The organism is Mesorhizobium sp. M1E.F.Ca.ET.063.01.1.1 (assembly GCF_003998155.1).
Classification (GTDB): domain Bacteria; phylum Pseudomonadota; class Alphaproteobacteria; order Rhizobiales; family Rhizobiaceae; genus Mesorhizobium.
Map to the genome: position 1 here is coordinate 1 of NZ_RZSC01001108.1, position 1,415 is coordinate 1,415.

Consider the following 1,415-nt stretch of genomic DNA (forward strand, 5'->3'; position numbering starts at 1 on the left):
TTCCACAAGCACCTTTACCTTTCGCTCGTGCCGAGCCCGGTCCGCGACCCCTTCTGTAGTAGCCGCGATCAAGTTGAAGGCTTGGTCTAGGCCGCCGTACAGCTCGCGCCCCTCAGCCGTCAGTTGGCACCCCACAGGAGAGCGATCGAGAAGCCTGCAAGAGAGCGCCTCTTCCAGTAGTCTGATCTGCTTGCTCACAGCAGGACGCGTAACCTCAAGTTCGCGGGCTGCGCCAGCGAAGCTGCCCACACGAGCTAGTGTTTCGAAGGTACGCAGTGTTGTTAGCGAACAACGGTGCCTCACGCGCAACTCCCAATGGTAACTTCAGATTACCGTATGGGAAGGCTTCTCACTTTACAACTCTTGTATCTGTCGCGAAGGCTTCGCGCGTTGGTTTGCAACGAGAGCGAGACGAAAGAAATGAGTTCCCCTGTCCGATTTTCCCCAACTGGTCCCGAAGGCTGGATGCAGATCGAGGAGGCGCCGCTGAAAACGGCGAAGCCAATCGAGAGCCGCCCGATGGGACTCGATCATGTTTATCTGGAGCGGGCCGAAAGTGGGCTCTACGCAGGGGTATGGCGCGCCGGCCCCTACACGGAATATTTGGAGAATTATCCAGTGGACGAGTTCATGTATGTGGTCAACGGGTCGGTCACACTGGAGTGGGACACCTTTAGTGAAACCTTTCGCCGCGGGGATGCCTTTCTGCTGCCGAAAGGGTTCCGGGGCGTCTGGAGGCAGAGCGAGCCTGTAGTGAAATACTACATGGTAGTCGCTTGAAAGCATCCAGTCCGACTGAAGGACCGGCATAGCCGTTGCGGAACAACGCTCACGCGACAGAGAAGAGGGCCCGCAAGTTTGAGCGTTATCACTGGAAATTTCTGCTGGGAGCACGATGCGTGGAGCGGAAGGGTATCTACGATGTGGCGATTATCGGTGGCGGAATTATGGGGGCCGCCACCGCGTATTACCTCGCGAGAGCTGGCGTGAGTGCCGCCCTGTTCGAGAAGGGGCGGATCGGTGGAGAACAGTCCAGCCGGAACTGGGGGGCCGTTCGGCAACAAGAACGTGATCCGGCTGAAGTGCCGCTGATGATGGAGTCCGTCCGGCTGTGGGAGGGAATTGAGGAAGAGTTGGGGGCAGGTCTCGATTGGCGCCAGGAAGGACACCTTTCACTAGCATACGACGAGAAGTCACTAGCACGGTATTCGGAATGGCTTGCAGTCGGCCAGGAGTTCGGGCTGGACACGAAAATCCTGACCTCCAAAGAAGTGCATCAGTTGCTTCCGCACTACGAAGACAGCGCGTGTCGGGGCGGCATTTATACGGCTTCGGATGGTTGTGCTGAGCCGGTGAAGGTCGCCGCCGCTTTCGCGCACGCGGCCCGGGTGAAAGGCGCCGACGTCTTTGAATGG

The 1,415-nt window shown here is 58.4% G+C and carries 2 protein-coding genes; both read left to right on the forward strand.

Going from position 1 to position 1,415, the window contains the following annotated elements; all coding sequences use genetic code 11:
• The first annotated feature begins 465 nt into the window (after window positions 1-465).
• Window positions 466-780, forward strand: a complete 315-nt coding sequence (locus tag EOA29_RS36435) for a cupin domain-containing protein (RefSeq protein WP_210213224.1) — start codon at window positions 466-468, stop codon at window positions 778-780.
• Between the two features lie 119 nt (window positions 781-899).
• Window positions 900-1,415 (forward strand): FAD-dependent oxidoreductase (locus EOA29_RS36440; RefSeq protein WP_145970048.1); only part of this gene is annotated, 516 nt, incomplete at its 3' end.